The following is a 22,723-nucleotide window of genomic DNA, read 5'->3' as shown; positions in this document are numbered from 1 at the left end:
TAGTTCTCAGCCTTTTACGAATAGTCAGCACTGACTTTTCGAATAATGTTTATACGATATGATTAATGACTGAACAATGCAATATGATTTTCGTTATGGTTATTGTCTAACGCCCTAAATATTATGGACTTAAAACCATTGTTTGCTGCTACTTTGCGACAAATAGGCCGCAATTTTAACGGTAACAGCATGGTTAACGTCAACAAAATTTTCGGTTTTGCTTATCAATATATCGAATCTCTTATGCGGTTATATGATGATACAAATTTCAAAAAGGCTAGCCTATCAAGGTTACACGAAAGTTTGCAGGCTTCGCTAGTGATGGTTTTGATAGGATTTATTACGCTTTTACCTTTCGGGTGTTTATCTAAACTATTATTTTATCTACAATTAACTATTCATAGTGACTTGTCAGGTAATCCAAAGGATGACGATACCCAACGAGCCGGGTGGCAAACCAAACGGAAAGGGCATGACCCGTATTTACCGCGCGTTTTTTTGTTCGATGCAAGGTTTTCGTGATGTCTTTAAATACGAAGCGGCTTTTCGACAGGAACTCGTGCTGACTATCGTACTGCTGCCATTTAGCTTTGTTCTGGCAACATCGATAGAGAATTGGTTAGCACTAATTTTTAGTCTGGTGTTTATCTTATTTGCAGAATTAATCAATTCCGCACTTGAAGCTCTGGCTGACAAAGTGTGCATTGAACATGATCCGTTAATTGGTCGCTGTAAAGATATCGGATCGGCATTAGTGTTCGTTGCTTTTAGCTGGCTGGTGCTATTATGGGGAGTGAACCTGTATCAATTTTTCGTGTCTTAATTTTATCTCAATCGTTTTGAGGAACATATCGTGATGAATACCGGTCTGGATATTATCGTCGCTATGGGAATTAAAATTAACGGCGTAAATTTTGGAGAAAATTCCTTGTACTTTAACGGATTAACGGCTGCTTTATAATGACCTTATTAATTGTCTATCTGTGTATCGCTATTGGCGTTTCATTTCTTTGTTCCATTCTTGAAGCGGTACTGTTATCGATTACCCCAAGTTATGTTGCCGAAATTGAACAAAACAAGTCTCGCGGTTATCAGCAACTGACTCAGGCAAAACAAAACCTGGATCAGTCCATTTCCAGTATATTAATTTTAAACACCTTTGCTCATACCATGGGGGCTGCAGGCGTCGGTTCACAGGCGTTGCAGGTGTTTGGTGAAAAGTGGGAAACCTTAGTTGCATTCTTGCTGACGCTGGCAATTTTATATTTCTCTGAAATCATTCCCAAAACCATTGGCGCTCACTACTGGCGAACCTTGGCGATACCTTCTGCATTTATGATTAACTTTTTGGTTAAGCTGGTCTATCCGCTGGTTTGGATATCGGGGTTTTTAACCCGTATTTTCAGTGGCGCAGAGCAACCGTCGATATCTCGTGAAGAACTTTTGGCAATAACCACGTTAGGCCAAAAAGGTGGGGCGATTGCCAACCAGGAAAGTCTTTTGGTGCAAAATATCTTAAAACTTCGTGAAGCCAAAACCGAAGATATTTTGACCCCGCGCAGCGTGGTTCACGCCCTAAGTGAGGAAAGCACGGTAGCAGAGGCATTGGCCGCAGAGCAAACCGTGTACTTTACCCGAATACCGATATACGACGGCAGCGTCGATAATATCACCGGTTTGATCATTAAAAACCACCTGTATGAGTCGGAACGCCAGGGTAAAGCTGATGTGCCACTCAAAGATCTTGCTTTACCCATTCATCGGATTTCGGAAAGCTTTCCTGTGCTTAACTTGCTAGATGTTTTTATTAAACGCAAAGAGCATTTATTTTTGGTCGAAGATCACTTCGGGCAAACCGCCGGTATTGTCACCTTGGAAGACACCATTGAAACTATTCTCGGCCGTGAAATTGTAGATGAGAGTGATTCGGTAGAAGATCTTCAACTGTATGCCAAAGCTAACTATCGGACGCGACTAAAAGCTAAATTTAACAAGGTTAATGAGTCAGGCACTGACAAAAAAGATTGACGGTAACGGGGCTCGGCACATTAGCGCACTAACCCTTTATCGCATTAGCCCCTTTACTTAAATGACGCAGGTGCATTAGAGTTGAATATTAGCGAACAGGATCAGCCAAGAGAATCCACCTTGCCAGCCAGCGTCCCGAATAAAAATCTCCAGCATTTTTATATTGCCGAAGAGCAGTCGATATATTTACTCAGCCATAAAGATGCTGAGAAGCTCAAGCAATGGATTGAGCTGTGTAAAACCCAGCTAAGGCAATTGGGTTATCATGATATCCAATTGCTTGGCAAAGGCGCATACGGCTTTGTGTTTAGTGGTGAGAATGGCGGCGGCGACTCGCAAGTATTTAAATTTTCCCGTATCACCTTGCCGCAACACGTCCAGGACCGACTTGCCGATGAAGCCCTGATGCAATCAACTATCACGCATCCGAATATCCCCAAGCTGGTTGAATACCGAAAAATTAAACGCCAGTCGATTTTGCAAATGAGCCGGGCACCGGGCGTGGATATGGAAATATATTCGCATCAGCATGGGCCATTAGCACCAGAGCTTGTGGTTAAACTGACCATTCAATTGATAAAAATCCTTAACTACCTGAAAAACCCAGCTTTGCACCAACAGCGCAAACCTATTGTCCATGGCGACATAAAACCGTCCAATTTGGTGTTCGATGAAATCAGCGGTGACATTCAGCTTATTGATTGGGGATCATCGGTTTGGGCGCAGATTGACAATAATGATCAGTCTACCGCATCCAACGTGATGGATTTAATGAGTGGCGATCTACAACATACCAATGCCCGTATGGGTGATGTCTATTTTATTGGTGAAGAACAACTAAATGGCGGCTTGTCTTCTCCAAGGTTTGACGAGCAGGGTATGGCAGCAACGCTTTACGCATTGGCTTCCGGACAATCCTGTCGTTATGGCTATAAAGTCATAACTGCCACTTCGCTTGGCTTACCTAAAGTGTTAGGTAAGTCTCTTGATGCCATGCTCGGCGATGATCCTAAATTAAGGCGACAGGCCGGCGATTATCTGTTTTCGCAACTGCCGTTGCTGGAAAAGCTGGTATTAAATCCCAAGCCTAAAATGAATCTGATCAAATCCGTTATCCCGGTTTGGATCAAACCTAAACTTGCGCAGATGGATACCGTGGTTTACGGCTCGCGTAAATCGTTTTTGCGGGAATCCTCAGAAAGGGACAAGCTGGTTGATATTGATGATGTGCAACTGGAAAAATACTATAAAAACTTTTTGGTTGGCATGGGGGCTACAGAGAAAGCCTTTATCGCGGCAGTAAGCCGCCTTGCGCGTTACCCGGTGGTCGGCGGTCTTGCGATTCGCTGGGAAAAAGACGGGGTTTATGTCGATTCAAATTTGACCTTGTTTGATCAGAGTTTGGAAACTGCCTTTAAATCTGCGGTCAATAATATGGTGACCCTGGCGCAGGGCATTTTCAGGATTGGTATCTTTAAATCGTGCCTGTTCGATGCTCGTAACACCTTGCATATTGAGCGCAGCGACAGTTCCGTTCCGTTTACCGCGGCGACAGGGCAAGTTATTCCATTTGAGGTCAGTAACCTTGATGAAGTGGATAAACCTTCAAGGCTCCATTCCTATTTTGAAGACGGCAAAGACCCGGATGAATATCTGCGCTTACCCGGCAAAATCATGGCCGTTTTGGCGCGCTTGAATAAAATTCATCATACTGGCTGTATCATTTTTGAAGTGTTAGAAAATCATTTGAAAATTCACAGCTACCTGATGTTGTTAAATCATGCCAAACGCGATGAGTTTGAACAGTGTCTGGCTGAAATTATTGAATTACTGCCGACCATTAACGGCGTAGGAATTTCCGGATTTATGAAACTGCCTTATAAAGATACGCGCTTTTTCGAACACATTAATCAGTTACCGGATAAGTTTTATCCCAAAAACCCCAAACAACAAAATCTAAACAACAAACCTTAAACAAGAAAAGCTAAACAACAAAGCATCGACGTGAATCAGTCACAGACATAGAGGACACATCATGAACAACAATATTACAGAAATGGCCTGGTTGGATTTAACGGTTGAAAATGCCGGGGAAGTAAAAGATTTTTATCAGGACGTTGTCGGCTGGGAAGTCGAAGCCTGCTCCATGGGAGACTATGATGATTATGCCATGAACAATCCGGCCAATGACTCTCCTCAGGCGGGGATTTGCCATGCACGGGGGGTTAATGAAAACTTACCTCCGGTATGGATGCCTTATTTTCTGGTTGCCGATATCGATGCGTCTATTGCCGCCGTTACCTCAAAAGGCGGAGCATTGCTAACGGAAGTTAAATCCATGGGCGCAGATGACAAATACGTAGTTATCAAGGATCCCGCTGGCGCGGTTTGCGCGCTTTATTTTAAAAAAGCGTAGCGGGTACTTAGACACTGTTTGGGGCTGGTAGACTAGAAAGGAGAGGGCAGGTTTTAGTTTCCGCTTCATATCTTGGGTTTAAGGTTTAGAAAAAGCAATAAACCGGGTGTTATGTGATGTTTCGACTCCAAGCCCCTGCCAAACAGGCGTGCCGTCAACGAGGCAGGCAGTGGTAAGTTGGTGCTTTTAGACTGCTAGGTGCAATTACTTATTGCAGGCACAAGCCTTTTGTCCATTTTTTTGAAGCCATTCTTGATAATTTCCATCTGAACAGCTGCGTTTAATATTCGGGCAACTTGCAGCATTGTGACTTATATCCGTATTGGTCGCTCCTTCAAAAACTGAACTCAGAATGGCATTCGCGATTTGATGGCTAATCGGTTGAGATGAACAGCCTGATATCAGGATAATAGTGAGTAACGACAAATACTTCATGCGATCTCCATTTGCGTATTATGCCCGCAATAGGGGTTAAAAATCAGTTGGTTATACTTTAGCGGAGTGCGAGGGTAAAACCAACTGTTTTAGTACATTTGAGAGGCTTATCGATTGGGAAATTCTTTTTATCGGAACTGACCCTATGCATTTTTTATATCTCCAACGTTAATGTAACATTAACGAATCTATAACGCCTTAAAAAGGGCCTACCGGTCAGGCAGTTCCTATGCCAAAGTTTTTATGCATAGCGCCGTCTAACGTAAGTTTGGTCTACCAAGCTAAGGGCTTTACCCGGTCTATATCCTGTTTCTCGATAAAATCATCCAGACTTTCTGCTAACTGCTCGGTAGCCGCAAGAACCGTTTGCCAGTATTTAATCCGCTCGGTTGGCGGCAAATCAGTGAAATCTTTTCTATCCGGGATTTTTTGATAAGGCAGGCTCGCCACGAATTTTTCGGACGGTACCAGCAGTACCACATTGTCATAATGTTTCTTATCGACAAAGCGATTTAAGGATTTATCAAACCAACCGGCCTTTGGTACGGAGGTAAAATGCGGGTATAAATTCAACCCAGACTGATTCTCAATTTCTAAATCGAAATGGTAGTCAATAATCCCGCCATCGCGATACATTCCTTTGGGCGAGTCAGCAACATCTTTAATGCCACGCATGACCATAGGAATCGAACCACTCGCCAATAAGGCGTCAAGGGTATTGTCCCGGGTTAATGGTAAATAGGAGGTATCAAACTGATAGGGGTCGTTTATTGTTAGCTTACTGTCAGGATGATGATAGATAACTCGTTGATATTGATGCTTGAGCAGACGCCTGTCGATGCGATTAAGACCATAACTTGTCACTAAGCCGAGCATCTGTAGCGCTTTATTTTCAAAGTGGGTTAAACCATGACAGCGACAGACCACAAAATGCGCTTTAATGGTGGGGTTGGTGATTATCTGTTCAATGCCATGTTCACCAAATACGGCGCTCATTAACTCATAAGCTTTTCCGGTAATTTCCGTCGCACCGGCGTTTTCGGAGTATACGGTTTGCGAATAATTTTCCGCTAAACGGGTAATTGCGGCGACGGGATCCTTTTGAGCCAGTGCGGCAAAGCGAAAAGCCCCGGCGGAAGAACCGATTAAATTTAATTCAGATGTCCGGTCTTTAAATAATTCGCCAAAGATATATTTATCTAAACCATAAAGAGAAAACCACTTAGGACCACCACTGGCACCAATCATGGTGGTAAATAAGGATTGAGAAAAACCTTGTTGTTTGAGCGTCGAAAGGGCGTTGTTGCCGGCGTATATATCTAACACGGAATTTTAGCTTCCTGGCGAAATTTTATAGCATATTTTACGGGGAACAATGATGCGTGCCAAGAGGAATGCATAATGAGCACCGCAATATCATAACGTTATTGTCTAACAATTCACTGCGTTAAACAGACTCGCTTAATGCTGCAAGCGCGCGAATTGCCTTTGTTGCTTTATCTTCCGGTACAAAAATATGATCATGGAAGTACGCGGCAACGACATTGGCGCTGATCCCTTCCTTTGCAAGGGCAGCGGAGATTGCCGCCGTTAAGCCGACGGCTTCCAGGCTGGAATGGACAGTTAGCGTAATTTGCTTAAATACACCCTGGTATTCGATGCTAGCACTATCCGCCTGATGCTTATCCAGTATTAATGTTAACCCTTCAGTTTCGACAAAACTTGCCAATGGGTTTAGCGCCAGGTAATCACCAACTTCACCTACAACGGTAGTAAAGATAAACTCTTTTTCGTTGAGTTCAGGTTTTATACTGGTAATGAGTTGATTTAAGTCGGTAATGGCGCTCAAGGTAACTCCCTAATTTCAGGTAAATGAAAGCTTACTTCCACCTCCAACTTCCACCTTAAAAGGAATAGGAGAGAGGTTAAATATAATCGTTAAACACAATGCTTTTCATTGACACCACTGGCATTGGCGATAAACAAGTTGTTGTAGACTCTAGTCGCGAACTCATCGGTCATGCCACTTAAGTAATCGGCAATTACGCGATTTGGATTTAGCCCGTCATCGACCGCTTTTTGCCAACGTCGGCGGGTTGAATCTGGCAATAATCGCTGCGGATCACTGGCAAACGCCTCAAACAATTCCATGACGATTTGCTGACCTTTATATTCTAAGCGTTGAATATCCGTTTGTTTGATCACAAAGCGATATACGAAATCTTTTAACAAGCCAAGCACCTTTGCCGGCGCAGGTGAAAGTCGGGCGTTATAGCGCAGCAAATCTTCGTCAAATTCTATTCCCTCGTGCGCGTTTAAATCCACTAACGCAATTGAGGTGATCAGATAATTGACCAATGAACCTATGGCATCTTTTTGTAAGTGATGTTGCTGACTAAACAGATTTTCAGTAATACTTGCATAATTTTCCTGCACCCAGACATCATCAATTTCCGCCATGGGTTTTGCCACATATTCGACAAATAAATGCTCAGAAACCACGCCGGTGACAATCGCATCTTCCAGGTCATGAACACCATAAGCAATATCATCAGCTAATTCCATGATGGAGCAATCTAAGGACTTAAATCTGGTTTTGCGGTGATTATTGTCTCGTGCCAGACTACGTTGGAAAAGTTCCTTGTCATGAGATGACAATGGTTCCAATACCCAATGCAACATATCCAGGTCGTCGTCATAAACCCCTTTAGGCGGATGCCAGTCGCTGGCTTTTAACTGTCGATAATTACTGGGTAACTTACCCGGATAGGAAGTTTGCAAATGCGCGATGGTTTGTGGGTATTTTAAAAAGCCCAGTAAGGTGCGACGGGTAAGATCCATCCCATATTGCTCGGTATAGGGCTCAAGTTTACTGACAATACGAAATGTCTGGCCATTGCCTTCAAATCCGCCATGTTTGTGCATCATAAAATTAAGCGCGACTTCGCCACCGTGGCCAAACGGTGGATGGCCAATATCGTGTGCCAGACAAATGGCTTCAATTAACGCGTCGTCATCGGGGAAAAGCTTGTCCGCCAGTTCACTGTGTTTATTTCTCAGCTGGGCACTAATACCTGAACCAATTTGCGCGGCTTCTAATGAATGGGTTAAACGGGTTCGGTAAAAATCACTGACACCAACGCCCATGACCTGCGTTTTTGCCTGCAGACGACGAAAGGCCGCAGAATGCAAAATACGAGCTCGGTCCCGCTGAAACGGAGAACGGTGATCCTGGATCCGAGTTGAATTCGGGGAAAATTTACGTTGTAACCAATTTTCATTCATAAACTGCTAGCTTAACTAAGATGCCTGATTGTTTATCATTACCATAATTGACACGCCAAGCAAAGCTATCAGTCATCATGGGAACCGTAATATCCATCCTGGTTTAGTTGAAGTAAATCGTTGAAAGACTTATCGATACCTATCCATTGGTCATCTAGCCAATTCAACATAATCAGAGAATAGTTTGCCGCTAATAAAACCGATTCAATTTCAGAATCCAGATCCCGTTGCAGCCATACTCTTGAATCATCTTTGAGGGACAGCGCGGTAATTTGTGTGTTGTCGTTGTAAAAGCCAATGCCCGAGCGACTTCCTAGCCAACTTGGTAAGACAACGGGTTGACCGTTTTTATAGGCGACAGCCTTGTCAATACTCATCCCTTTAATTTGGGTGACGTCGTTAAACAGGCTTATGTCCCATTCACCTTTCTTGGGAGCGCTTAGTTTAAGCGTCCAAATGCCTTGCTGACTTTTTATTTGACACAACAGAAAGGTATTGATGCGCGCGTGTTCGTAATTTCTGGGTGAAGAGGGGATAGTTTCTTCTTTAACAATCTTCACTTCAGCATGAGTTTCTGCATAAACCTCGCACTCACTGCGGGTGTTGTGGCTGGGTGCTTGTTGCTGCTTATTCAGATCGAATGAGAATCTTTGCCATTGTTTTTTATTGAAATGTTCTACTTCAAATATTAAATCATCTTCAATAAGCCATTCGAGAATGTCGACTTTGGTGCCATATCCTGTGCGCATTGCGTTGCCATACTTCCCAGAAATATCGGAATTGGAAATTTTAAAACTTCCGAGTGATTGATCATAAGCCTGATCTTTTATCGCAAAGCTTGGCCGTGTGGGGAAAAGTTCAATGGCATTGTATTTTAATTGGGTTGATATCTGCGGCTCAATATCTGAAACCGATGGACTACTTGAACAGGCACTGAGGGTAAAAAATAATGCGCCAAAGACAAATAACTTCCCGTTTTTTTCTTGCATAAATAACTCCTTTAGTTGTCGCTTGTATTTATTCTCATTACGACACGCTTCGTTAAATGTCACACTTTTATGCAGAATAATCAAGATGTTGTAATATTGAAGAGATGAACTGAAAACTTAAATGGGGGCTGTTGTTGCTAAAAAGATTATTAATCCCCGTTACCATTGTTTTTGCCTGGATGCCAGCACTGGTAATGCTTGGGGTCATGGTATTCAGTTTATTTCACGGGCTGATAAATGGCTTTAGTCCACAGCAGAAAGAAATGGCTGTTACATCGGGATTACACACGTTTTTGCTTGGGCTTTGGGCGTTAGCTGTACTATTAAGCTTTTGGTCCATGTGTTCGATTAGTTTTGGATTAAAGATGGGGTTTTTGTGGCGATTATTCGCGTTAATCATCGGTTCTTTAGCCTACCTGATGCCATTGGCATTTTTCTTTCCGCTAGTTGCAAGTTATTCATTGCGGGAACTGTTAATTATTATACTAGGGATACTCACTATTGCTGCGGTAATCCATCTGGTGCATATCGCTTTGCATCTGCGCCTGATTCTTCAATCGACTAAGTAGTAGATAACTTTAAGATGGGGTAAGGCTATTCCCCACCTTAAAATACAGTAACGATCAGCAACCGCTACACGTTGGCGATAAAAATTGCGCGCAGCGGGGCAGGGTAGCCTTCAATGGTTTTACTGTCATCTTCAGGGTCGAGGAAATCCTGCAGCGATTCAGTGTCCATCCAGTCGGTTTTTCGTTGTTCTTCAAACGCTGTCTGGTCGGTATTGACCATACGCACGTTTTTAAATCCGAGGCGGCGCATCCAAAACATTAGCGCTTCGGTGCTTGGAATAAACCAGACGTTGCGCATTTTTGCATAGCGCTCGCCCGGAACCAGCACGGTCTGCTCGTCACCTTCTACCACCAAAGTTTCCAGCACAAGTTCACCTCCTGGGTTTAACTGTGCTTTTAATTGCTGTAAAAAATCGATAGGCGATTTACGATGATAAAGTACGCCCATCGAAAACACCGTATCAAAAGATTTAAGTGCCGGTAGGTCATCGACACCTAATGGTAATAAATTGACGTTCGGATCTTTGATAAAATGCTGAATCGCCTGAAACTGCATTAAGAACAGTTGGGTTGGGTCAATCCCCACCACAAAATCCGCGCCCTCGCCGCGCATCCGCCACAAGTGATAGCCGCTGCCACAACCGATATCCAGAACTGTGCGGCCTTTCAATGGGCTGATATGGGGTAATAATCGATCCCATTTAAAATCGGAGCGCCACTCGGTATCAATGTGCAGGCCGTGGATATGAAACGGGCCCTTGCGCCAGGGCTTGAAGTTTTTAAGCAAGGCTTCAATGCGTTTACGTTGCCCATCAGGTATGTCATCGGCATTACCAATGGTTACGCTGTTTTTTAAATCCAAGCTCGAGTATTGGGTGTCAGGCAACGCTTCCAGCGTTTTTAACCATTTCCCATACTCACCATGCAAGTGGCTTTTTTGCCATTGTTCTAGTTGAGCTGGCAGAGTCGTTAACCAGTGACTTAGCTGATTGCTGGCGATTTTTTGATAAAAAGTATTAAACATAATGAGTAATTGGTGCCTGTTTGACAGCCCTTAATGGTTATTGGCTATTTGATGGCCACAAGTGAAAAGAAGTTGAAGCATTGGAACCATGGCGTAGCATGGGAAAATCCAGCCTGTTTTAATCGGGTCAAATGACTGTCTAATACATCAGGTTTCATCACATTTTCAATGGCTGAACGCTTTTGTGCGATTTCTAATTCACTGTAGCCATTGGCACGTTTAAAATCGTGGTGCAATTCATTGAGCAAATCCTTGCAGGCGGGGTCTTGGTCGTAAATTTTTTCGGAAAGAATAAATAAACCACCAGGAACCAGCGCGTTAGCGATGTTCTCAATCAATTGCGCCCGTTTATCAGGGGCAATAAATTGCAAAGTGAAGTTCAACACTATGACCGAAGCATTCTCCATGGGTTCTTGTAAAATATCACCATGCTTTACCTCACAAGGCGTATCGCTCTTAAAGGCATTAAGGTGAATTTTGCAACGCTCCACCATCTCCTGTGAATTATCAATGGCGATGATGTTGCAGTTTTTCGCCTCAATTGTACGGCGCATGGCCAGACTTGCCGCTCCTAGTGAACAGCCTAAGTCATAAACGTTAGTATCATCCTTAGCATAACGACCAGCGAGATTGCCGATGGTATCGATGATCGTATTGTAACCAGGGACCGAACGTTTGATCATATCAGGGAAGACTTCGACCACCTGCGCGTCGAAGCGAAAATCCGCGACTTTCACCTGAGGTTTTGAATAGATTAGGTCTGTGTCGGGTTGAGTATCTTTCGGGGACATGGGTAAAGTCCAGTTACATGTTATGGGCCTTATTTTATCTTAAATATCTGAGATAATGAAAGTTCGTTGTAAAAATTGCCAATAATCCCTGAGATTTTCAAAAATCGAGGTTTTTTCTATTGCTCTACTGCCAATTCAGGTGACAACCCGCGGGTTTTCCTTATAATGTCGGCTTTATTAAATTTCAGGCATCGATGGCTATCAATGGTTATTGATAAATGTGGATGCCGAGATGATCCCGCTATAATGAACACGGGTTCGAGCTTTTTACATATCAGGAACAGTCAATAATGCGTAGCGTATATTGTGGTGAGGTAAACGAATCTCACATCGGTCAGGAAGTCACTCTTTGTGGTTGGGTAAACCGTCGTCGTGATCTCGGCGCTGTAATCTTTTTAGATTTGCGAGATCGTGAAGGAATTGTACAGGTGGTTTACGATCCGGATTTTCCTGAAGTTTTGGAAAAAGCCAACACCTTGCGTAACGAGTTCTGTGTTCAGGTTAAAGGTAAAGTCCGTGCCCGTCCGGAAGGCCAGGTGAACAAAGATATGGCCACCGGTGCGATTGAAGTACTGGGTTTGGAATTAACCATTTTAAACAAATCGGCGCCATTGCCTTTAACCTTAGATGATCATCAGAACAATTCTGAAGAGCAACGTTTAAAGTATCGTTACTTAGATCTTCGTCGTCCGGAAATGACTGAGCGTTTGCGTTTTCGTGCGAAAGTGACGTCTGCGGTACGTGAGTCGTTAGAGTCACAAGGTTTCATGGATATTGAAACGCCAATCCTGACTGCGGCAACGCCGGAAGGGGCTCGTGATTACTTAGTGCCGAGTCGTACTCACAAAGGTAGCTTCTTTGCATTGCCACAATCGCCGCAACTATTTAAACAGTTGCTAATGATGTCAGGCATGGAGCGGTATTATCAAATCGTAAAATGTTTCCGTGATGAAGATTTGCGTGCAGATCGTCAGCCTGAATTTACCCAAATTGATATTGAAACGTCATTTATGACGGCCGATCAGGTGATGGAAGTGACCGAAACCATGATCCGTGACTTGTTTACCAAGTTGCTTAATGTCGACTTAGGTGATTTCCCGCGTATGTCTTATGCCGAAGCCATGACTCGCTACGGCTCCGACAAGCCAGATTTACGTAACCCACTTGAGCTTGTTGATGTTGCCGATTTATTAAAAGACGTTGAGTTTAAAGTATTCTCTGGTCCTGCAAACGACGACAAAGGTCGTGTCGCGGTGATCTGTGTACCTGGTGGCGCTGAGAAGTTCTCGCGTAAGAACATTGATGAATACGGTAAGTTTGTCGGTATCTACGGTGCCAAAGGTTTAGCCTGGATGAAAGTCAATGACCGCGCTGCCGGTATGGAAGGCATCCAATCACCAATCCTTAAGTTCTTGCCGGAAGATGCAGTAAACGGTTTGCTTGAGCGTACTAACGCGCAAAGCGGCGATATTATTTTCTTCGGCGCCGATAACTATACGGTGGTTACCGAAGCCATGGGTGCTTTGCGTCTTAAATTGGGCGAAGACTTAGGCATCGTCAGTGACGAGTGGAAACCACTTTGGGTTGTCGACTTCCCAATGTTTGAAGAATTCGATGGCAATATGCATGCGTTGCATCACCCATTTACCGCACCTTCGGAATTAACCGCAGAAGAATTGGAAGCGAATCCTGTCGGCGCGCTATCCAATGCTTATGATATGGTTCTTAACGGTTGTGAGTTAGGTGGTGGTTCAGTTCGTATTCACGATCAAGCGATGCAAGCCGCGGTTTTCCGTATTCTTGGAATTAGCGATGAAGAAGCGGAAGAAAAGTTTGGTTTCTTACTAGAAGCATTGCGCTACGGCACACCGCCGCATGCGGGCCTGGCGTTTGGTTTAGACCGTTTGGTGATGCTAATGACAGGTGCAACCTCAATTCGTGACGTGATGGCATTCCCGAAAACCACAACGGCTGCTTGTCCTTTAACCAACGCACCGGGTAATGCTAACCCAGCACAATTAGCGGAACTTGGTGTGCAGATCGTTAAGGAAGAGAAAAAGTCTGAAGACTAATTCCCTTACAACTTAGAAGCCAAAACCTAAAATCCAAAAGCCGGCGACAAGCACCTTGTCTCCGGCTTTTTCGTATGGGGTCAGAGTCAATTGTAAAATTTAAATTTCCATATTAATCATGGCGTTAAGTACGACTCTGTCCCTTTATTTCCCAGCTTGCACCGCATAGCTTTGCATCTAATCAACTTGCCAAAACCGCCGATTGTTCCGATAGTTAATTGATATCTCAAACCTATGAGGGGGTGATATTGACTTCAATCAAACCGCTACAATTAGTGCTAGCACTTGTTATTGTCCTCATTGTTGGCTTTGCCGGGTATCGCTATTACCAGCACACAGTTAGCTATCCATCCACCGATGACGCTTACCTTAAAGCGAATGTTATTCAAATTTCACCACTGGTAAGTGGTCGGGTAGCAAAAGTCAGCGTTAAATCTCACCAATCGGTAAAGCGCAATCAGGTTCTGCTTGCGTTAGATCCCTTGCCATTTCGATATGAGCTGGCAAGGGCGAAAGCTGCATTTGATTTGGCCAGTAAAAACGTTGGTGTTCAGGCAACGGCGGTCACCTCTGCGCAATCTAATCTAATCCGCGTCAAAGCCGCACGGGATGATGCTAAAAGCCATTCAAACCGGATTCAGCAATTGTTTGAACAAAAGGTTGTCACCGAAGAACAGGCGCAACATGCCAAAGCACAATTCGAGCAGGCACAAGCCGGCGTTAATCAAGCCGAGGCTGAACTGGACAAAGCGGTAAAAGCATTGGGCAAAGACAACGAAGAAAACGCCGATATTCGTCAGGCGGCGGCGGTACTAGAGCAAGCGAAATATAATCTCGCCAATACAGTGATAAAGGCACCCTATGAAGGTTTCCTTGGCGACGTAAACGTCAGAGTCGGTAATGTAATCCACACCAATCAAATGCTATTTCCATTGGTTGAGGCCCATGAATATTGGGTAGATGCGAATTTTAAAGAAACCGATTTAACCCGAATAAAGGTTGGCCAACCTGCCGTGATAGAACTGGATATGTATCCGGATGTAAGCCTCAAAGGACACGTTGCCAGCCTATCTCCTGCCAGCGGCGCCAGCTTTTCGCTATTGCCGCCTGAAAATGCCACCGGTAATTGGGTCAAGGTAACCCAAAGGTTTCAGGTACGAATCGCCATTGAGAAAACCGATGATCTTCCTGAGCTTCGAATTGGTGCTAGTGCCAACGTGGTGGTCGATAGCACTGATAGTCATTAACCCATAAATTCGCCGTTAACGAGCTCGATACCGTGTCTGCAAAAACCAGCAACTGGCAACTGATATTAATTAGCATAACCTTGGTGATGTCGGCGTTTATGGTGGTCGTTGATATGACCATTGCCAATGTTGCCTTGCCACATATGATGGGATCTTTAGGGGCAACTTCAGAACAAATTACCTGGGTATTGACCTCCTACACCATAGCCGAAGCAATATTCATTCCCTTAACCGGTTATTTCTCGCGATTTTTAGGTGAGCGATCGTTGCTGCTTTTAGCCGTTACCGGTTTTATTGTCTTTTCAGCGCTGTGTGGACAGGCAGACTCATTAACATCGATGATCGTTTATCGCATCTGTCAGGGAGCTATGGGCGCATCAATCATTCCCTTAACCCAATCGCTCATGGTTCGCTACTTTCCGGATGACAAAAAAGATTTGGCTATGGCGCTGTGGGGGATTGGCATAATGATGGGGCCTGTTTTTGGCCCAACCATTGGTGGATTGATCACCACCCATACTGACTGGCGTTGGATCTTTTACGTCAATATTCCGGTGGGCCTTATCGCATTATTATTGATTTACTCTTTGATTGGTCAGACACAGCGCAGCAAGCCTAACATTGATTGGCTAATGGTGGCCTTTATGGCTATTGGTATTGGCTCATTGCAAGCCTTTCTGGATCAAGGCAATAGCAAAAACTGGTTGGACTCAGGGCTGATTCGTTTGCTATTACTTAGTGCGATTATTGGCTTTTCGGTGTTTATTTATCGAGCCTGGAACGATCCCGACAGCATCGTACCGTTGCGATTATTCAAAGACAGAAATCTAATGATGTCATCGTTATTGATGGCCGTCATGTCGATTGCGATCTTTGGCTCAATTGTGATCCAGCCATTATTAATGGAAGGAATACTTGGGTATCCGCCTGATACTGCCGGTTTTATCATGATGCCAAGGGGAATTGCGAATGCCACCGGGATGCTGCTGGCGGTCGCCCTAGCTCATGTTATTAACCCTAGAGCGATCATCGTTGCAGGTATTACTCTGAGTGCTTTGGGGTGCATGTTATTTTTCAACCTGACACTGATGGTCGACCCTATCAATTTGATTGTCCCTGGTATCATTCAAGGGTTAGGCTTTGGCTTGATATTTGTGCCGCTCTCCAGCCTGGCTTATGCAACGCTGGCCAACGATCAGGCTACCAATGCAGCAGCCCTTTTTAACTTATCCAGAACCATTGGTAGTTCCATGGGGATCTCATTGGTATCAACGGTATTAACACGCAGTACTCAAACCCAATGGCAGGAATTAGGGTCGAATATCAATCCTTATAATCCTCAGGTCAATGAATGGTTAGGTCACTTGAATATGACCATTGACTCTGATCAGGCCGCATCAATGCTAGCGCAACTACTTGCGCAGCAATCTACCATGCTAGGGTTTATCAATGCTTACTTTTTCGTGTTTTGCAGCATTGTTTGTGTTTTGCCACTGTTGCTATTTATTCGTCATAACTCGCAATAGGCAGTTTTATAATGAAATAAATTGTTAGCTCATTTACACTAGCCAAAAATCACATTGGCAATAACAAAACTAACGTTGAGCATAATCCTAGGTATCGATCCCGGTTCGAGAATCACCGGCTATGGCATTATCGAGAAGAAAGGTCGAACCTTTAATTATCTTGGTAGTGGCTGTATTAAGACGCTGGCAGCAGGGGACGATCAGTCGTTACGTCTGCAAATCATTTTTGCCGGCGTGTCCGAATTAATCATTCAATACAAGCCCGATTTATTTGCGATAGAGCAAGTCTTTATGGGACAAAATCCCTCTGGTGCGTTAAAGCTTGGCCAGGCTCGTGGTGCGGCAATGGTGGCGGCGACCAATAATCAAGTGCCAGTGGCAGAGTATTCTGCCCGACAAATCAAACAATCCGTGGTTGGTACGGGTGCAGCGGATAAAACTCAAGTGCAGCACATGGTAGCCTCGATTTTAAAGCTACCCGGTACGCCGCAGGCCGATGCCGCCGATGCATTAGCCGTGGCTATATGTCACGCACACAGCCACGACTCATTAGCGAAAATGGCCGGTAGGGCAACAAAGACCGTGCGCGGGCGACTTCGTTAACGACAAATACAGGCAATGTTATCTTTAAGTACATGGGTATGACGGCTGACCATTTGCAAATCCCACTTATGTCGTCCTCAACGAATATACTAATTCCAAACAAGCCAAAACCAGACAAAGCATTTGCACTTTACTGTATATATATATAGTATCTGTTTTATCGAATTTAAATAATAAAATCGTCGCAGTTTTTGGTCTTTTTTGCAGGTATTGCCAGGTGTTTGGATGCGCTAACCGCTAACACGCGAATCCCTGGGAAATTCACCAACAAAACTCGACTGCTGGCGATGTCCGTGATGAGGATTATAAAGTGATTGGACGATTACGTGGCTTATTGGTTGATAAACAACCACCGGAAATTGTGATTGAATGTGGCGGTGTCGGGTATGAAGTGACGTTACCCATGACGAGCTTTTATCATCTGCCTAAACTGGAGCAGGAGGCGGTTATTTTTACCCACTTTGTGGTCCGTGAAGATGCTCAGCAGTTATATGGTTTTGCCAATGTCACCGAGCGTAAATTGTTTCGGTTATTAATCAAAGTAAATGGCGTCGGCCCGAAATTGGCGCTAGCTATCTTATCGAATATGTCCTCATCTCAGTTTGTCCATTGCGTACAGATAGACGATGTTTCTACCATCGTTAAAATTCCTGGAGTTGGTAAGAAAACAGCGGAGCGCTTATTGATTGAAATGCGCGACCGCTTAAAGGATTGGGGTCAGGATATCGCCACACCAAACGCAGACGAGTTTGCCCTGCAGGGTGAAGAAACGGGTTTAACCTTTGTTGCTGTCACCAATGAAAAAGACGATGCGATCACTGCTTTGGTTTCGTTGGGCTATAAGCCAAATCAGGCAGAGAAAGCGGTGTCGGGCGTCCATCAAAATGGCATGAGCTCGGAAGAGTTAATTCGTGATGCCCTTAAATCTATGTTATAACCAACATCAGTAAGCACCAATGACCAAGACATTAGCCACAGTCGTCATTTTTAAGCGTTGTGCACTTGTCTATCGTCAAAGGTATATCATCAAACCCGTGTAACAATACTTGGTCAAACAACAAACATGATAGAAGCGGATCGTTTAATACAACCTACTACCAGCACCCGTGAAGAAGAAACCATCGACAGGGCCATTCGCCCGAAAATGCTCGCCGATTATACCGGCCAGGAGCATGTTAAAGAGCAGATGGAGATTTTTATCGAGGCGGCAAAAAAACGTAGCGAGCCGTTGGATCATTTATTGATTTTTGGTCCTCCGGGTTTAGGTAAAACTACCTTAGCGAATATTGTCGCCAATGAAATGGGTGTCAATATTCGAACCACATCGGGCCCTGTGTTAGAGAAAGCCGGCGATTTGGCCGCACTACTGACCAATCTTGAAGAAAACGATGTGTTGTTTATTGATGAAATTCATCGCTTAAGCCCCGTTGTGGAAGAAGTTCTGTATCCGGCAATGGAAGATTATCAGCTCGACATTATGATTGGTGAGGGACCCGCGGCACGCTCGATTAAACTGGATTTACCTCCGTTCACCTTGATTGGTGCTACGACACGAGCCGGTGCACTAACGTCTCCTTTGCGCGACCGTTTTGGCATTGTTCAGCGCCTGGAATTTTATAAAGTTGAAGATCTAACCGATATCGTCGCCCGCAGTGCGCATTTTCTCAATGTCGAACTGGATAATGAAGGGGCCATTGAAATTGCCCGTCGTTCCCGGGGAACGCCACGAATTTCAAACCGATTATTGCGCCGGGTGCGTGATTTTGCCGAAGTAAAAAATGACGGTACCGCAGATCAAAACATCGCTTCGAAAGCTCTGAACATGTTGGAAGTTGACAGTGAAGGCTTTGATTTGATGGATCGTAAATTACTGTTAGCGATTATTGATAAATTCATGGGGGGCCCGGTTGGCCTTGATAATGTCGCTGCCGCCATTGGTGAGGAGCGCGACACTATTGAAGACGTGATTGAGCCATTTTTGATTCAACAGGGCTTTTTACAACGAACGCCTCGTGGCCGTATGGTTACGGAAAGAGCGTATCTGCATTTTGGCTTGGATAAGCCGGAAAGATAAATAAACTAAAGGCAACAGGTTATGACGTCTCCTGTTGCCCGCGAAAGTCTAGCTAACTCAATGAGCTAAAACTAGAAACCTGAACCCTTCCTTCGTTTGTCGTTAAACAAACATGGTTGCGATATTCATTATCGCTAATATCAGGATTGCGATAAATGTTCCTAGTACCCCGACAAAACGTTGCCAGCTTTTTCCTGATGATTTAGTTATCCCAAAAGCGTGTAAAAAACGGCAGGTCACCAAAGCGCCGCCCACAGCATGTAAGATAAAGGAAGAGCCGCCATTTATTTCTGAAATAGCCAGCAGCAGCAAGGCTAAAGGAATGTATTCAACAAAATTGCCATGAATGCGTATGGCCTTGTTTAAGGCTTTATCACCGCCATCGCCCAAACCAATCTTTAACCGACGCCTAAGACCGATGACCTTAAAGCTGAGCGCAATATGCAAAAGTGCAAGAATACCTGCGTAAAAACCGGTAATCGCTAATGAGTGTTCCATTGTTTATTCCTGTATATTTTTGTTAAGTTAGTGTACTGCAAACAAAAGTTGACGAAAAGACAATTAAATCTGACCGTACAAAACTTGCGTAAAAATTGCATTACAAACAACTATAATTAATGCGAGCCAGGCAGTATGAGGTAACAAGCTTGCACATTAATTTCCCTGTAAAAGGAGGAAAGGTGAAATTCTTCGTTGCTATCATTGCCGGCGGTTGCATCTCTTTGGGTATTATTGCCGTCATGGCTGCCCTTGTTGCGTCCGATGAAGTTTATATTGAGCCTGTCGATGACTATACCGTTGTTGAATTGGCTGAGCCTCGCAAAGACAGCAAAGCCATCTTGAAAAAGCGAATATTAGATCCTCCTCCCGAGCCACCGCAAAAACCTGGCGGCATATCGTCGGTGCGGGCTGTTCCTGCTAAAACATCTGCAGATGTTAAACAGATAAAAATGCCCGATGTAAAGATCGACAGCACCTTGCAGTCGCAGGAGTTTGCAGTTGAAGAGACCCCACAAAATAGTGGAGCTACTCCCATTTACCGTTCATTACCCAGATACCCCATCGGGGCTGCCCGACAAAAAATTCGTGGTTGGGTTAAATTACGATTCTCCATCAACCCGCAAGGTATTCCTGAAGATATTGTCGTCATTGAATCGCAGCCGGAGGACATTTTCGATCAGGCCGCGATAGATGCGTTATCTCGCTGGAAGTACCGGCCGCAATTACAAGATGGCCAAGCCATTAAGCAGGAAAATCTGAGCGTCCGTATCGATTTTGGTAAGAAAAAATAATCGACAACTGTAATCCCTCGATCATGACCCGCTCCAATATTTCACGTCTTTAACCCCTTTCTTAATTCTCATTCGTTTTATTAATAAGACGACATGGGACGTCGTTCGTGATCACGACCTGTTTAAGCAATCAACATTCATTTCAATTGTGGGAAAGGTTTATGACTCGATTAATTAATATTACATTTTTAGCGTTCATTGTATGTTTTGGACTATTCGCGTTTATGGCTGCACTGGTAAAAGATAAAGGAGGCTTTGTAGCAGAAGCTTCTTCCTATGTGCCATTAGAGTTTATGGAGCAACCGAAAGACAGTAAGGTACAGGAAAAGAAAAAGATAGAACCGCCGCCTGAGCCAAAACCCATGCCGGAGCCTCCATCATCAATAACTCCGGTGGATCAAAACGAATCCATTGCAAAAATTAACGTCCCGGGGCCGGATTTAACCATAGATGATCCAGGACCGTCGATTCTAGGGCCGAATATGGGCGGAGATGCCAGACCAATTGTACGAGTTAGTCCTAAATATCCGGTAGTTGCTGCTCGAGATGGCATAACGGGTTGGGTGCAGTTAGCGTTTTCGATCACCGAAACCGGCGGTGTCACAGATATTGAAATTATCGACTCGGCGCCAAAACGTACGTTTGATAAAGCCGCAATTAAGGCGTTGAAACGTTGGAAATACAAAGCCAAAATGGTGTACGGAAAGCCGGTGAAACAAACTCAGTTGACCGTGCAATTAGATTTTAACATGGACGACGCGAACGGTTCGTGAGTAATATAACCGTTCGCGCCTTAGCCAATAGCAAACATAAAGGAAGTACATTTGGCGAAGATCCCATCATTCTTTAGAGGCTGGTTAACCCCAGCCTTGAGCCCGGAACAACAAATTCTGGCCTATTGCCAGCAACCGGATGCGGCCTTATTGAAACCTTTGATTGAGCGATACAGTGACGATTTATATCACTTTTTGCTCGCTCAGTCGCAACCGGCGACGGCTGAAGATATCCTACAGAACACCTGGTTAAAGGTAATCGAAAAGCATCAGAATTTTAAACAAGGCATGAGTGTGAAAAGCTGGTTATTTACCATCGCCCGCAATACCCTAATTGATGAATTAAGGCGCAGTCGACGCTGGGATTTTAGTGATATCGATGACACACTTTCGGGTAAGGATATAACAAATAGTCCTGTGAGTTCGTTGTTAAGCCATGGTTCTGCAGAGCACATGATCAGCCAATATGAACAGCAGGGCATAATTGACCAATCTTTTCAAAACCTGTTACAGGCTCTGCCGATGACACAACGTGAAGCGATAATTTTACAACTTGAAGGATTTTCAATTGAGGATATCGCCCAGATCACATCAGAAAAACCAGAAACGATTAAGTCGCGGTTACGTTATGCAAAACAGGCATTGAAAAAACATGCAAATTCCAAGAACGAGGTTTCAGGCAAAGACAATGATTACGTATCGGCTAAGGAGTATCAGGCATGAGCACTGATAAGTCTGATTTAGATAAAACATTAGGTTCTGCGTATCAGGATTTTAAAGCAAAAAATCGATTAAGTGCCACGGATAAAGAAGCCCTGTTTGCTAAGGTTGAACAAGCTTCTCAACACCATCAGGCTAGCGTTGCACATGGGTTTTTAAGTGACTACCGACGATTTAGTTATGTAAAGCCGGCGATTTTTTGTGGCATTGCATTAATGCTGACGGTACCAATTTTTCGTTTTGTTAAAGAGCAAACGCAAATCATCAATCCTGAACCAGCCACCATGGCGGAGGTAAATTTTGAGCAATCTCTGCTGCCTAACGATGACCAAGTGCCTGCGCGATTGGCTATTACGCTGCCACAATTACCGATGAGTGCCCGGCCGCAAATAGCCTTATCCGACATCGCCGCCAGTACGCCAGAGCAGAAGCTTTTGAATTTCAATCAACTGATTGAAAATCTAAAACAGCAAGCCGAAACTGCGACCCTAATAGCAGGTCTTGAGTTTGCCGATGAACTGCGACAGGGGAGGTTGGTACAAGCAAATGGCGATTGGTTTATAGAGTTTTGTGATGAACGACGCGAGTTACTGCGAAATGAAGTGTTTGAACACTCTTTGTTGGCCGCCAATCAAAAGCAACAGTCGGATATGACTTTTGATGTCTACTCCAATCAAAATGGTGTTATTGCACTGCTACAAAACTCGCAACCGCTTATGTGTGATTAAGCAAATGTTAAATAACCCAGGTTTAACTTGCATTTGCGGTAACCTAGATTTGTGTTAACAAGGTTGATAGGGCAGCTTATACCAATCCCATTAAGTTTGTGCACAACTCAGAGTTAGGGCAGAGGTTCAGTTACAACATAGATTTCGTTGA

Annotated in this window: 22 protein-coding genes; 15 read left to right on the top strand and 7 right to left on the bottom strand. The window is 44.2% G+C overall.

Annotated features, from left to right (window positions below; genetic code table 11):
* The first annotated feature begins 427 nt into the window (after positions 1-427).
* The 4 genes from ACHUFQ_RS10390 (at position 428) to ACHUFQ_RS10375 (ending at position 4,444) form a co-directional block, all read left to right on the top strand.
* Entirely contained in the window at positions 428-823 is a 396-nt protein-coding gene (locus ACHUFQ_RS10390; protein ID WP_394175328.1) for a diacylglycerol kinase, read from the top strand.
* A gap of 137 nt (positions 824-960) precedes the next feature.
* Positions 961-2,028 carry a CNNM domain-containing protein gene (locus tag ACHUFQ_RS10385; RefSeq protein WP_394175326.1) on the top strand — a complete coding sequence of 356 codons (1,068 nt, stop codon included), beginning with the start codon at positions 961-963 and terminating at the stop codon, positions 2,026-2,028.
* An 87-nt stretch (positions 2,029-2,115) separates the two neighbouring features.
* The gene (locus tag ACHUFQ_RS10380) at positions 2,116-4,002 is read left to right on the top strand and encodes a protein kinase domain-containing protein (protein WP_394175365.1); all 1,887 of its coding nucleotides are present in this window, start codon (positions 2,116-2,118) and stop codon (positions 4,000-4,002) included.
* 61 nt (positions 4,003-4,063) lie between these two features.
* Entirely contained in the window at positions 4,064-4,444 is a 381-nt protein-coding gene (locus tag ACHUFQ_RS10375; protein ID WP_394175324.1) for a VOC family protein, read from the top strand.
* Between the two features lie 708 nt (positions 4,445-5,152).
* On the opposite strand, the gene ACHUFQ_RS10370 is transcribed toward ACHUFQ_RS10375, so the two are convergent.
* The 4 genes from ACHUFQ_RS10370 to ACHUFQ_RS10355 form a co-directional block, all read right to left on the bottom strand.
* A complete protein-coding gene (locus ACHUFQ_RS10370) occupies positions 5,153-6,205 on the bottom strand; it encodes a patatin-like phospholipase family protein (RefSeq protein ID WP_394175322.1) in 1,053 nt (350 codons plus the stop codon).
* Positions 6,206-6,326: 121 nt separating this feature from the next.
* On the bottom strand, positions 6,327-6,728 hold the full coding sequence (locus tag ACHUFQ_RS10365; protein WP_394175320.1) for an ACT domain-containing protein: 402 nt from the start codon (positions 6,726-6,728) through the stop codon (positions 6,327-6,329).
* Between the two features lie 89 nt (positions 6,729-6,817).
* Positions 6,818-8,164, bottom strand: coding sequence for an anti-phage deoxyguanosine triphosphatase (locus ACHUFQ_RS10360; RefSeq protein ID WP_394175318.1), 1,347 nt, complete (start codon positions 8,162-8,164; stop codon positions 6,818-6,820).
* A gap of 68 nt (positions 8,165-8,232) precedes the next feature.
* The gene (locus ACHUFQ_RS10355; RefSeq protein WP_394175316.1) at positions 8,233-9,153 is read right to left on the bottom strand and encodes a hypothetical protein; all 921 of its coding nucleotides are present in this window, start codon (positions 9,151-9,153) and stop codon (positions 8,233-8,235) included.
* Positions 9,154-9,287: 134 nt separating this feature from the next.
* Here ACHUFQ_RS10355 and ACHUFQ_RS10350 point away from each other — a divergent pair, with 134 nt between their 5' ends.
* A complete protein-coding gene (locus ACHUFQ_RS10350; RefSeq protein ID WP_394175314.1) occupies positions 9,288-9,722 on the top strand; it encodes a hypothetical protein in 435 nt (144 codons plus the stop codon).
* A 64-nt stretch (positions 9,723-9,786) separates the two neighbouring features.
* Here the strand turns inward: ACHUFQ_RS10350 and cmoB are convergent, their stop codons facing one another.
* Both cmoB and cmoA read right to left on the bottom strand, forming a co-directional pair.
* Positions 9,787-10,746, bottom strand: a complete 960-nt coding sequence (cmoB, locus tag ACHUFQ_RS10345; RefSeq protein WP_394175312.1) for a tRNA 5-methoxyuridine(34)/uridine 5-oxyacetic acid(34) synthase CmoB — start codon at positions 10,744-10,746, stop codon at positions 9,787-9,789.
* Between the two features lie 44 nt (positions 10,747-10,790).
* A complete protein-coding gene (gene cmoA / locus ACHUFQ_RS10340) occupies positions 10,791-11,537 on the bottom strand; it encodes a carboxy-S-adenosyl-L-methionine synthase CmoA (protein WP_394175310.1) in 747 nt (248 codons plus the stop codon).
* Positions 11,538-11,827: 290 nt separating this feature from the next.
* Between cmoA and aspS the strand changes: the two genes are divergently transcribed.
* From aspS to ruvB, 6 genes are all read left to right on the top strand, one after another.
* Positions 11,828-13,609 (top strand): aspartate--tRNA ligase, encoded by a 1,782-nt coding sequence (gene aspS / locus ACHUFQ_RS10335; RefSeq protein ID WP_394175308.1) that lies wholly within the window; start codon positions 11,828-11,830, stop codon positions 13,607-13,609.
* Positions 13,610-13,857: 248 nt separating this feature from the next.
* A complete protein-coding gene (locus ACHUFQ_RS10330; protein WP_394175306.1) occupies positions 13,858-14,856 on the top strand; it encodes an HlyD family secretion protein in 999 nt (332 codons plus the stop codon).
* 32 nt (positions 14,857-14,888) lie between these two features.
* Entirely contained in the window at positions 14,889-16,382 is a 1,494-nt protein-coding gene (locus ACHUFQ_RS10325) for a DHA2 family efflux MFS transporter permease subunit (RefSeq protein ID WP_394175304.1), read from the top strand.
* Between the two features lie 75 nt (positions 16,383-16,457).
* Complete coding sequence (gene ruvC, locus ACHUFQ_RS10320) at positions 16,458-16,985, top strand: crossover junction endodeoxyribonuclease RuvC (protein WP_394175302.1); 528 nt, start codon at positions 16,458-16,460, stop codon at positions 16,983-16,985.
* Positions 16,986-17,295: 310 nt separating this feature from the next.
* Positions 17,296-17,922 carry a Holliday junction branch migration protein RuvA gene (gene ruvA, locus ACHUFQ_RS10315; protein WP_394175300.1) on the top strand — a complete coding sequence of 209 codons (627 nt, stop codon included), beginning with the start codon at positions 17,296-17,298 and terminating at the stop codon, positions 17,920-17,922.
* Between the two features lie 126 nt (positions 17,923-18,048).
* The gene (gene ruvB, locus ACHUFQ_RS10310; RefSeq protein ID WP_394175298.1) at positions 18,049-19,059 is read left to right on the top strand and encodes a Holliday junction branch migration DNA helicase RuvB; all 1,011 of its coding nucleotides are present in this window, start codon (positions 18,049-18,051) and stop codon (positions 19,057-19,059) included.
* 102 nt (positions 19,060-19,161) lie between these two features.
* Here ruvB and ACHUFQ_RS10305 read toward each other — a convergent pair whose 3' ends face one another.
* Positions 19,162-19,557, bottom strand: a complete 396-nt coding sequence (locus ACHUFQ_RS10305; RefSeq protein ID WP_394175296.1) for an MAPEG family protein — start codon at positions 19,555-19,557, stop codon at positions 19,162-19,164.
* Positions 19,558-19,739: 182 nt separating this feature from the next.
* Between ACHUFQ_RS10305 and ACHUFQ_RS10300 the strand changes: the two genes are divergently transcribed.
* The 4 genes from ACHUFQ_RS10300 to ACHUFQ_RS10285 all read left to right on the top strand — a co-directional run bounded on the left by ACHUFQ_RS10300 (position 19,740) and on the right by ACHUFQ_RS10285 (position 22,572).
* Positions 19,740-20,351, top strand: coding sequence for an energy transducer TonB (locus tag ACHUFQ_RS10300; RefSeq protein ID WP_394175294.1), 612 nt, complete (start codon positions 19,740-19,742; stop codon positions 20,349-20,351).
* 161 nt (positions 20,352-20,512) lie between these two features.
* Positions 20,513-21,124, top strand: coding sequence for an energy transducer TonB (locus ACHUFQ_RS10295; RefSeq protein WP_394175292.1), 612 nt, complete (start codon positions 20,513-20,515; stop codon positions 21,122-21,124).
* Between the two features lie 51 nt (positions 21,125-21,175).
* Positions 21,176-21,847, top strand: a complete 672-nt coding sequence (locus tag ACHUFQ_RS10290) for an RNA polymerase sigma factor (protein ID WP_394175290.1) — start codon at positions 21,176-21,178, stop codon at positions 21,845-21,847.
* Positions 21,844-22,572 carry a hypothetical protein gene (locus tag ACHUFQ_RS10285; RefSeq protein ID WP_394175288.1) on the top strand — a complete coding sequence of 243 codons (729 nt, stop codon included), beginning with the start codon at positions 21,844-21,846 and terminating at the stop codon, positions 22,570-22,572. Before ACHUFQ_RS10290 ends, ACHUFQ_RS10285 begins: the two co-directional genes overlap by 4 nt.
* Positions 22,573-22,723 lie beyond the last annotated feature (151 nt).

The organism is Thalassotalea litorea, assembly GCF_043642205.1.
In the GTDB taxonomy this organism is placed as follows: domain Bacteria; phylum Pseudomonadota; class Gammaproteobacteria; order Enterobacterales; family Alteromonadaceae; genus Thalassotalea_A; species Thalassotalea_A litorea.
The sequence above is the reverse complement of the archived record's forward strand: the minus strand, read 5'-3'. Positions and strand labels throughout refer to the sequence as shown.

What these genes read in the sequence shown, in the direction of transcription:
- ACHUFQ_RS10385 (WP_394175326.1), top strand. Translation starts at nt 961, where the DNA reads ATGACCTTATTAATTGTCTATCTGTGTATCGCTATTGGCGTTTCATTT.
- cmoB (WP_394175312.1), bottom strand. Translation starts at nt 10,746, where the DNA reads ATGTTTAATACTTTTTATCAAAAAATCGCCAGCAATCAGCTAAGTCAC.
- ACHUFQ_RS10355 (WP_394175316.1), bottom strand. Translation starts at nt 9,153, where the DNA reads ATGCAAGAAAAAAACGGGAAGTTATTTGTCTTTGGCGCATTATTTTTT.
- ACHUFQ_RS10285 (WP_394175288.1), top strand. Translation starts at nt 21,844, where the DNA reads ATGAGCACTGATAAGTCTGATTTAGATAAAACATTAGGTTCTGCGTAT.
- ACHUFQ_RS10390 (WP_394175328.1), top strand. Translation starts at nt 428, where the DNA reads ATGACGATACCCAACGAGCCGGGTGGCAAACCAAACGGAAAGGGCATG.
- ruvB (WP_394175298.1), top strand. Translation starts at nt 18,049, where the DNA reads ATGATAGAAGCGGATCGTTTAATACAACCTACTACCAGCACCCGTGAA.
- cmoA (WP_394175310.1), bottom strand. Translation starts at nt 11,537, where the DNA reads ATGTCCCCGAAAGATACTCAACCCGACACAGACCTAATCTATTCAAAA.
- ACHUFQ_RS10295 (WP_394175292.1), top strand. Translation starts at nt 20,513, where the DNA reads ATGACTCGATTAATTAATATTACATTTTTAGCGTTCATTGTATGTTTT.
- aspS (WP_394175308.1), top strand. Translation starts at nt 11,828, where the DNA reads ATGCGTAGCGTATATTGTGGTGAGGTAAACGAATCTCACATCGGTCAG.
- ACHUFQ_RS10360 (WP_394175318.1), bottom strand. Translation starts at nt 8,164, where the DNA reads ATGAATGAAAATTGGTTACAACGTAAATTTTCCCCGAATTCAACTCGG.
- ACHUFQ_RS10375 (WP_394175324.1), top strand. Translation starts at nt 4,064, where the DNA reads ATGAACAACAATATTACAGAAATGGCCTGGTTGGATTTAACGGTTGAA.
- ACHUFQ_RS10305 (WP_394175296.1), bottom strand. Translation starts at nt 19,557, where the DNA reads ATGGAACACTCATTAGCGATTACCGGTTTTTACGCAGGTATTCTTGCA.